Below are 8,855 nucleotides of genomic sequence, written 5' to 3'. Positions count from 1 at the left end.
CATGCGTAGCGTGGTAGGAATCTCCGGCCTAAAGGCCGGGGAGGATGTCAATTTCCCAGTTTCACCCTCCTCTCTGGCTCAGCTTGGAGCCAATGGCCTCATCGGCAAGCCCTTCAACGCCGCCACCCTGGCTGCGGACATCTGTGCTCTGCTGGGCTGGGATCCCTGACTCAACCCTGAACCCGCCCCAAAGACCCCTGGGATCCCACCGATATCCGCCAAATCGCGTAGAAGAAACGTACAAATTGCCTACGCAAATCCTCGATGTTTCTCTGTACTTCCACTGATCTTGAGGCTACGATAGGGGCATGAGCGTTAGAAATACGGAGAAAACACAGATGCAAGTCAGTGAAGATCTAACCCTGGACTACCGTACTTACCGCATAGCAGCCCTATTGAGCGAGAGCTTCTCTTTGGGAGCACTGCTGGGAGTATCCCTCAAGTGGCAGAACGATGTCTCCTCCGTGAATGAGCCGCGGCCCAGGGCTTCCCATCTTTCCCTGCAGGACATCGAGCAGCGCTACCTCACCTCTTGGCAAAGATAGTCTTCTCCCTTCAAAAACCATCTCTCAAACAGAACCAGCCATGAATACAAGTCTTGACTCTGTTACTCTGCCCTCCAGCATCCAAGAAATCGTGGAGCAGGTGTTCCGCAGCAGCTTCCTCAGCTTGGACCAAGAGAACCGCATCAATGAGCTGCTCTTTCAGCGGCGCTACTCTGAGGCTGACCTGGAACTGTTGGACTGCCTAAGCTTGGCGTTGCTGAACCATCAAATTGAGACGGAAAAACGTTCTGCGGCAAAAGCTGCCTGACCCCCAAAACGCATCAAGTTCCTCCAAAGCAAAAGGGGATCCCAGCTGGATCCCCTTATTTGTCCAATCTGAGTCCAGTGACCTAGCTGATCTCCAAGGAAAACCCTGGAAGCGCCCCGGCAAGCATTCCAGAGTTCTTGCAGGATGTGGGGACTAGACCGCAACGGTCTTCTTCACCTGAGCCGCCAAAGCTCCAGAAGCATACTTGGCTGCCATCTCATCCAAGGTAACCACCGGAACTTTGGTGCCATGGCCAGCACAGCCGAAGGCAATGTAGCGCTCAGCACAGACTTTTTGCATTTCCTTGATGGAAGGCTTGAGGAAGTGGCGGGGATCAAACTCTTTCGGATTCTCGGCCAGGGCGCGACGCACGGCAGCCGTGATGGCCAGGCGGTTGTCGGTGTCGATGTTCACTTTGCGCACCCCATTTTGGATGCCCCGCTGAATTTCTTCCAGCGGCACACCGTAAGTCTCGGGAATGGAGCCGCCGTATTCGTTGATGATGTCGATCAGCTCCTTGGGCACCGAGGAGGAACCGTGCATCACCAGGTGCGTGTTGGGCAGGCGGCGGTGGATCTCAGCAATGCGCTCCATGTCGAGGATGTCACCAGTGGGCTTCCGGGAGAACTTGTAGGCGCCATGGCTGGTACCAATGGCTACGGCCAGCGCATCCACCTGAGTTCGCTCCACAAAGTCCACCGCTTGGTCGGGGTCGGTGAGGAGTTGGTCATGGCTGAGCGCCTCTTCCGCGCCGTGGCCATCTTCCGCTTCCCCACGGCCCGTCTCCAGGGATCCCAGGCAGCCCAGTTCCCCTTCCACACTCACCCCGATTGCATGAGCCACTTTCACCACCTCGGAGGTAACGGCCACGTTGTACTCGTAGCTGGCTGGGGTCTTGGCATCTTCCTTGAGGGATCCATCCATCATGACGCTGGTGAAGCCGTTGCGGATGGCGGAATAGCAGGTAGCCGGGCTATTGCCGTGGTCTTGGTGCATGGCGACGGGGATGTGGGGGTAGGTCTCCACTGCCGCCAGGATCAGGTGCCGCAGAAAGTTCTCGCCCGCATACTTGCGTGCCCCTCGAGAGGCTTGCAGGATAACGGGGCTGTTGGTTTCATGGGCTGCCTGCATGATCGCTTGGATCTGCTCCATGTTGTTGACGTTGAAGGCAGGAATGCCGTAGCCATGTTCGGCGGCATGATCCAGCAGCGTCCGCATTGCAACGAGAGCCATCGGTTACCTCCTGAGGTGCTGACCTAGTGCGTATGAGATTTGCTTACCGTTGATCTTAAGATACTTTTTACGTTTTGGCGGATAAGCCGCCGGGGATCTGCGCATCTTGCCGAGGGATCTTTGCAACCATTGGCCGCAATGCTCGCGCTCAGACGCAACAGGCGCGCCGACATCTTCAGGTACAGTGGGGAGGGGCAAGACTGTTGGGCGCTTGCATCGAGGATGGTTCTGCCCATGCCCGCTCAATTTATCTCTTAGTCTCTCTAATTCTACTGTGGTGTTTTTGTGTTGTTTGCCCGGAGGAATGGGAACGTGCGTTGCAATCGCTGGCCGGTCTTGGGTGCAAAGCCAACAAGGGCTCTGTCCTGCTGGGGCAAAAGGCTGCGCTGGGTGCGAGGAACCGGTTTGGCAATGGCCTGCTGGGCAGTGGCGGGCCTTCGGTCGGCAGCTTGGGGGATCCCTGGGCAATCTCCGGATCAGGTGGCGGCCTGGGTGAGGGACAATCCTGTGCTGCGGCCCCGTCCGGGCGAAACCCTGAACATCATCCGAGTGGAGCCGGATAGATCCCGTTTTACGTTCTTGGCTTCGGTGGCTCCGCCGGGACGGATCATCAACCCGCTGGATCGGGAGACGATTCGCTCGGAACGGATGACGTTCTTTCGCCCCCAAGGACTGACAGCAGAGGATCTCTTTCAAGCCATTCGCGATGTCTATGGGCCGGAGATCGCCGCCGATCTGGATCAGGCAGTGGAGGTGATTCGCTACCCATCCCCAGAAGCTCTGGCAGGCAGTCTGGGCTATACCTTGGCCCTTGCCATCCAAGGGGTGGTGCTGCGGGGAAACCAATTCGTGTATTGGCTGGAGCTGACGCAAAACCCCGATGGCCGCGTACAGCAGGGGCAGGTGTGGGTGTTCCAAGAGGAATGGCTACCCAAGGTGGAAGGGGAGTTGGCGGAACGTTTCCCCTTGCAGGTGATGACCCGTTGAGGGGCCCCCAATCTTTATCCCCGAGGAGAAGGGCGCTCAGGGGCGGAGGGAGTTGCTGACATCCAAAGCCGGCAATTCCACCCGTTCTACCTGGGGCCGAAAGCCCAACCAAGGAGTGGCCAACTGGGCAAATCGCTCTGGATCCCCGCTCACACAGAAACGGTGGGGTTCTCCCCAAGCAGCGGTCAAGGGGCGACGCAAGTCCCACAAACTCAATTCGCGGGCCAGGGATCCCACCAGCGCCATCCCCGGATCCACTCGTTTGACCGAGGGGGGCAGCAAAGGCTTCAGGATTGGATCCAGCAGGGGGTAGTGAGTACAGCCATAGACAAGAGTATCGATCCCCTGTTGCAACAGCGGTTGCAGGTAGCGTTCAGCCGCTTGTCGCAGGGCAGGGCTATCCAGCCATCCGGCTTCAATGAGAGGGACGAACTCAGGGCAGGCCTGCTCCCAACAGTAAACGGGGTACGGAAAACGTTTGGGATCCAGAGCGCTGTACTCCTGAATGGCTTTTGAGTAAGCGCGACTCTTGACCGTGGCCACCGTGGCGAGCACCCCAATGCGGGATCCTTGGGCCAGTGCTGCCTGGGCGCCGGGTAGGATCAACCCCAGAACGGGCAGGGCAAACTCCTGCCGCACGTGGTCCAGAGCCAAGGCCGAGCTGGTATTGCAGGCCATCACCACCAGCTTCACCGGCTGTGCCTGCATCCATGTCAGAATTTGCCGCACAAAGGCCAGGATCTCCTCTGGCGAGCGTTCCCCATAGGGCAACCGCGCTGTGTCGCCGAAGTAGATGAGCCGTTCCTGGGGGAGTCGGCGGCGTAAGGCTCGCCAAACCGTCAGCCCGCCCAAGCCGCTGTCAAACACCCCAATTGGCCAACTGGGATCTGGCTCTGATTTCCACTCCCACTGCATGCTCCGTTCTCCTCAACACCTTGGCCTAAGCTGCTGTATCCTACCCTGCTTTCGAGAATCTCGGCGACAGATTCCCTGCCTTCCCTCTGAGATCAACTGGGCCAACTGGATCGTCAATTGAGAGATCCGATAGACATGAACAAGCTCAGCCAACGGCTAGCGACTGCGCAAGAAAGTCTCAATGCCATCGGCAATGGCCCGCGCCAAAATAGCCTGATATTCGGCAGTGGCCAATTTTCGCCCTTCGGTTGGGTTGGTTACGTATCCCAACTCCAGCAGCACGGAGGGCATACCCACAGGTGTTTCCCGCACCACAAAAAAGCGGGCTCGTCTCACCCCCCGGTCAGCAGCACCGGTGGCCCTGACCAAGCTGCGGTGCAAGATGGCGGCCAGCTCGGCGCTATCGGGTCGCAGGTAATAGGTCTCGATGCCGTGAATGCCGGAGCGATCCAGGGCGTTGGCATGAATGCTCACCAGCAGGGCAGCATTGGCCTGAACGGCCATATCCACCCGCGGTTGCAGCAGCACTTCCCGGTCATCGGTGCGGGTCATCACCACCCCGTACCCCCGCTCCTGCAGCAGTCGTTGCACCTGGTGGGCAACGGAGAGCACGATGTCCTTCTCCTGGATCCCATCTACCCCAATAGCACCGGGATCCCGTCCCCCGTGGCCGGGGTCGATGGCAATGACCGTCCGGTTCAGAGATTGGGGGGTGGAAGGGGAGGCAGGGCCGGGCGTCTGCGGCTGAGGTATTGGTGGAGGAGCATTCAGAGGTCGCAGCTCCAAGGTAATGCGGCGGGATCCCTGGCCGGGGTTGGGCTCGAAGACATTGAACTCCTCGGCGGGCTGCACCAGAATGCTGACCGTGCGGGCATCTTCCTGGACAAAGCGGATCCGCTCCACCGGCCCTCCAACCGGCAAGCCGGGATCCGGCATAGACTGGGGCAGGCGAGCGGGCGCCACGTTGATGCGGTAGCCACCACTCTCGGGATCCCAGCCGGCCCGGTAGAACATGAATCCATCGGCGCTGATGATCAACCGGTTGCCCTGGAGCTGAACCGATTGCAACGTGGCCAGCGGCCCACTGCTGTTGACAGAGCTGACCTCGGGCAAAAGGCTGGCCTGGGCAGCACCGCCGGCAGGCTGGATCCAGATCCCACCTCGCTGTGGGTCGTAGCGGGCTTCCCAATCGCCACCGGAGGAATCCACATCCAGCACCACCCGAGCAACGGTGGGCTCAAACTGCCCGATACGCAGCCGCGCAACCCCCAGACGGTTGATGACATAAGCTCGCTGGGTGAGGGCAGGGCTGAGGGTGGTGTTGAGAAAATCCACCACTACCCGATCCGGATCGAGGATGCGCCGCACCGTAGTGGAGGGGCTGCCTTGGGTACGGATAAAAAAGCCTTCTGCTTGCGGGGATACCTCTAAAATTTGATGGCCGGAGCGGGAGACAGGCAGGGGTGGGGGGGATCCGACAGCTTGGCTCTGGGGCAGTGGGATGGGAGCTGATGAGCCGGCAGATGAGGGGGGAAACAGCGGCGAAGGGGGAGCGGCCTGGGTGAATTGAACGGCCCAGCGGGAGGGGCCGGCGGTGAGCAGTTGCAGGTGGTTAAGGCTGAGGGGCTGATCCGGCTGCAGATAGAGCACAAAACGGGTGATGGTATCCGTAAGCTGGCTAATCTGCACAGAGGCGACACGGCCTGCAAAGGTCTGGGTTTGGGGCTCCCGTCCAAAGCGGGTGTTGGGAAAATCCAGCACAACCCGAGGCGGATTCTGCAGCACGAACAGAAAAGGCCGCACCTCGCCCTGGGTGTTAACTTCCAGCCGCCCCTGCTGGGGGTCGTAGTACCAACGCTCAATGCGCGATAACCCTGGGATTGTGGTCGTCTGGGCCTGGACAGAGGGAGGGGGAAACAGTCCTGCTCCCGCCAAGCTCAACAGCAGCATCGCCCCCCATATCCGCCTTGACCTCGGCTTGCCGAATTCAGGCATGACCTTCCATCCACTCCCCACACCTGCTGCCCTCAACTATACCAACCTGCCCTCGGAGCAGCCTGGGAAGGAGCGCAATTCCGCTCTTGCCTGCAGGGCTGGGGGATGATGGGTAGAGGCTCGCCCCTTCTTCTTCCTGCTTGTTCTCCGGCGAGGTATCTTGGGATGCCCAAACCACCGGATCTCCTAACCCTGGCCCGAGCTGGACACGCCCAGTCGATTGTGCAGGTTGTGCGGATGGAGCTGCTGCGGCGTCGCTGGTGTGCCTGAGTAGACTTTGCCGACGAGACCCTGCACGTCCACCTGCTGGGATCCCTGTACCAGCCTGCGCTCTCCCCCCAAGTTGCCGCTGCCCAACTGTTTCTGATCTTGAAGCAACTGCGGATCCCACGGCTGGAGCAAGTGGAAATTTGCGCTTTCCGCGGCTCACGTTTGCTCTGGCGGCAGAGCCTAAAGCTGGGATCCCGGCGGCGTTGGGATCGGTTTTCTTTTGGCAACTGGTCGGTGAACGCTTGGGCTTACCCGGCTGCGTTTGCGGTGGCCCTGATGGTGAACAACATAGGCTTGTTGCAGTTGTTGCATTTGCCTCTTCACATTTGGATCCACGAATTTGGCCATGCCACCGTCGCCTGGTGGAGCGGGTATCGGGCTTTGCCTCTGCCCATCGGCTGGACAAGCGTTAGCTCCCAGAGGGATCCCTTTGTGTATTTTGGAATCCTCTTTTTACTGATTCTACTCTTCTGGTCAGCCCGCAAGGAGCGGATTGGGTGGCTGCAGGTGCTGGCCATCTTTCTTGCTCTATTGCAGTTTTACATGACCTGGCTGATGCCCAATCGCACCTGGGAGATGTTGTTTGTCTTTAGCGGCGTTGGAGGAGAATTTTATCTCAGCACCTTTCTGATGGCCAGCTTTTATTTTCCCTTGCCAGATCGCTGGCGATGGGATTTTTGGCGATTTGTCGTGCTGGGGATCGCGGCCAGCAGCCTGTGGAAAAGTTTTTGGCAATGGCACAGTATCCGACTGGGGCTGGATCAAATTCCCTGGGGGACTTTATTGGGCGGTCAAGGGGATCCCAGGGGGGATATGAACCGCCTAAACTACGACTTTGGCTGGAGCACCGATCAAATTATCCAAACCTACACTTTTTTAGGGAACCTGTGTGTTTTCGTCGTATTGAGCCTATATGTTCTATTCCTGTTGCGGGCAAATGATGAGATTTGGCTGTATCTGCGAGCAAAGCTTATTCTTTGGATGGATGGTTTGATAGGCTCCAGTTCAAGGAAACGTTCTTAAGATCCTCTTGTACTGAACATTGCCCCAACTACAACTTTTTCCGGCAGCACCAGCTACATCCGGCGCAAAATGAGCTCTTGGGTAAAAGGGATCCCGCTTATCTCCAGAACTTCCCTAGTGTCCAACTCGATTCCTCAAGGGGGCAGGATCATTTTGGTTTTGGACTGCAGCTTTGCCGGTTGGGAATTGCTCCAACCACTCCGTTGAGCTCAGAGGGCGTTTGTGGTGCCCATCTGGGCAATGATTGGGCGGGAGAAGCGGCACCCCTATCAGGTTGGAGATGGCCTGTTGAGCATTCGCTCTATGCTGAGGGATATGTATAGACAAACTTCCTCTGCAACGGTACTTTACCCATGTCAGCCGCCTTCTCTTGGCCCTACCGCACCCCAGGGATCCCAGACTCTGCCTTTGAACGCATCCCAGGGATCCCGATGAGCCCTCGTGAGGTGCGCGTGTTGGTGCTAAGCCAGTTGCGCCTGGGAGAGAACCACTGCCTATGGGATATCGGCGCCGGAACCGGCACCATTGCCATTGAAGCGGCTGTTCTATGCCCCAAAGCTCGCGTGATTGCCATCGAGCGAGATGCCGAGGTAGTCAGCCTAATCGAGAGCAATTGCGAGAAATTTGGCCTCACCAACGTGCAGGTGATTCAAGGTACTGCCCCCGATTGTCTGCAACACCTTTCTCCGGCACCGGATCGCATCTGCATTGAGGGAGGCCACCCCCTACGCGAGATCTTGGAAGCCTGCTGGAGCCATCTCAGCCCCAACGGGCGGGTCGTGGCGACGACCAACTCTTTGGATGGGCTCTACGGCCTTTCTGCCGGCCTGGCCGCTGTGCGGGCTCATCATGTGGAGGTGATTCAATCGGCGGTGAACCGCCTGGAACACCGCGGTCGGACTCAAATGCTGCTGGCACTGGATCCCACCTTTGTTTTGAGCGGAGAAAAAATGGGCTAAGTTTTGTGTAAACTGTTTACATTTTTTGGTAAATCTTTTCCTAAGGTGATGGATAAAAGTGGATTGATTTATCTCGGCTGTCTTAGAACCAGCAGAAAAGATTGGGTCACCCAAACCTTAAGCTATACTGATATTTCTCGATCCCAAACTCAAATCTGCTTTTATACCAGATTAAGAGAGCTGGGAAACCCAAAAGCTATGGTTCAATTCCAAAACCCCTTTCAGGAATCACGGGAAGTCAGGCTGCGGCAACTGTTGATTCGAGAGCGCTGGCCAGAAATGCTGAAAGGCTGCCGGGCTTGCATCCATTGGGACGACTTCAAGCGACCGGAATGCTGCGGTGACTGCGGCATTGGCGATCGCCGTAGGCAAGCGGTAACCGAAGAAAGCCCACCCAGCAAGTCCCCAGGAATTTAGGGTTTCCCAAGCTTTCCAGAGGGGGATCCCAGCTCTTGTGGTGGTTTGTAGTAATTTTTACCTAGGGAGTTTTACCCAAAAATTGGGTCCCAAGCCCAGTCTTCACATCTGTCTGCAGCCAGAGCAAACCAGCAAGGTGGGGAGGCAACGAGCGCCTCTCGCAGGATCGTTATGTCGTTGCTCCCTAGCCTTTCATCGCGCCAGCGGGCCGGAGGCCTTTCGCGCCAGCGGGACGGAGTCCTT

General features: G+C 57.9%; 9 protein-coding genes. 6 read left to right on the top strand and 3 right to left on the bottom strand.

Annotation, left to right across the window (positions count from 1 at the left end; all coding sequences use genetic code 11):
• Positions 1 to 338: 338 nt before the first annotated feature.
• Positions 339 to 545, top strand: coding sequence for a hypothetical protein (locus NW815_RS11620; RefSeq protein ID WP_011432020.1), 207 nt, complete (start codon positions 339 to 341; stop codon positions 543 to 545).
• A gap of 40 nt (positions 546 to 585) precedes the next feature.
• Entirely contained in the window at positions 586 to 813 is a 228-nt protein-coding gene (locus NW815_RS11615; RefSeq protein ID WP_414387935.1) for a hypothetical protein, read from the top strand.
• A 153-nt stretch (positions 814 to 966) separates the two neighbouring features.
• On the opposite strand, the gene fba is transcribed toward NW815_RS11615, so the two are convergent.
• Positions 967 to 2,046 carry a class II fructose-bisphosphate aldolase gene (fba, locus tag NW815_RS11610; protein ID WP_011432022.1) on the bottom strand — a complete coding sequence of 360 codons (1,080 nt, stop codon included), beginning with the start codon at positions 2,044 to 2,046 and terminating at the stop codon, positions 967 to 969.
• A gap of 390 nt (positions 2,047 to 2,436) precedes the next feature.
• Here fba and NW815_RS11605 point away from each other — a divergent pair, with 390 nt between their 5' ends.
• Positions 2,437 to 3,033, top strand: coding sequence for a hypothetical protein (locus NW815_RS11605; protein WP_414387937.1), 597 nt, complete (start codon positions 2,437 to 2,439; stop codon positions 3,031 to 3,033).
• A 36-nt stretch (positions 3,034 to 3,069) separates the two neighbouring features.
• Here the strand turns inward: NW815_RS11605 and murI are convergent, their stop codons facing one another.
• Together murI and NW815_RS11595 are read right to left on the bottom strand one after the other, a co-directional pair.
• On the bottom strand, positions 3,070 to 3,948 hold the full coding sequence (murI, locus tag NW815_RS11600) for a glutamate racemase (RefSeq protein WP_414387938.1): 879 nt from the start codon (positions 3,946 to 3,948) through the stop codon (positions 3,070 to 3,072).
• A 156-nt stretch (positions 3,949 to 4,104) separates the two neighbouring features.
• Positions 4,105 to 5,898, bottom strand: coding sequence for an N-acetylmuramoyl-L-alanine amidase (locus tag NW815_RS11595; RefSeq protein WP_414387939.1), 1,794 nt, complete (start codon positions 5,896 to 5,898; stop codon positions 4,105 to 4,107).
• A gap of 414 nt (positions 5,899 to 6,312) precedes the next feature.
• Here NW815_RS11595 and NW815_RS11590 point away from each other — a divergent pair, with 414 nt between their 5' ends.
• The 3 genes from NW815_RS11590 (at position 6,313) to NW815_RS11580 (ending at position 8,612) form a co-directional block, all read left to right on the top strand.
• Positions 6,313 to 7,236: a hypothetical protein gene (locus NW815_RS11590; RefSeq protein ID WP_414387942.1), complete on the top strand. Its 924-nt coding sequence runs from the start codon at positions 6,313 to 6,315 to the stop codon at positions 7,234 to 7,236.
• Positions 7,237 to 7,589: 353 nt separating this feature from the next.
• The gene (cbiT, locus tag NW815_RS11585; RefSeq protein WP_011432027.1) at positions 7,590 to 8,195 is read left to right on the top strand and encodes a precorrin-6Y C5,15-methyltransferase subunit CbiT; all 606 of its coding nucleotides are present in this window, start codon (positions 7,590 to 7,592) and stop codon (positions 8,193 to 8,195) included.
• 198 nt (positions 8,196 to 8,393) lie between these two features.
• A complete protein-coding gene (locus NW815_RS11580; protein ID WP_414332184.1) occupies positions 8,394 to 8,612 on the top strand; it encodes a hypothetical protein in 219 nt (72 codons plus the stop codon).
• Positions 8,613 to 8,855 lie beyond the last annotated feature (243 nt).

This window comes from Synechococcus sp. R6-7 (assembly GCF_047461695.1).
Taxonomy (GTDB): Bacteria; Cyanobacteriota; Cyanobacteriia; order Thermostichales; family Thermostichaceae; genus Thermostichus.
This window is presented reverse-complemented; position numbering and strand designations above follow the sequence as displayed.

Excerpts from the sequence above, each read along its gene's own strand:
- NW815_RS11620 (WP_011432020.1), top strand. The coding sequence starts at position 339 with ATGCAAGTCAGTGAAGATCTAACCCTGGACTACCGTACTTACCGCATA.
- NW815_RS11615 (WP_414387935.1), top strand. The coding sequence starts at position 586 with ATGAATACAAGTCTTGACTCTGTTACTCTGCCCTCCAGCATCCAAGAA.
- fba (WP_011432022.1), bottom strand. The coding sequence starts at position 2,046 with ATGGCTCTCGTTGCAATGCGGACGCTGCTGGATCATGCCGCCGAACAT.
- murI (WP_414387938.1), bottom strand. The coding sequence starts at position 3,948 with ATGCAGTGGGAGTGGAAATCAGAGCCAGATCCCAGTTGGCCAATTGGG.
- NW815_RS11595 (WP_414387939.1), bottom strand. The coding sequence starts at position 5,898 with ATGCTGCTGTTGAGCTTGGCGGGAGCAGGACTGTTTCCCCCTCCCTCT.
- cbiT (WP_011432027.1), top strand. The coding sequence starts at position 7,590 with ATGTCAGCCGCCTTCTCTTGGCCCTACCGCACCCCAGGGATCCCAGAC.
- NW815_RS11580 (WP_414332184.1), top strand. The coding sequence starts at position 8,394 with ATGGTTCAATTCCAAAACCCCTTTCAGGAATCACGGGAAGTCAGGCTG.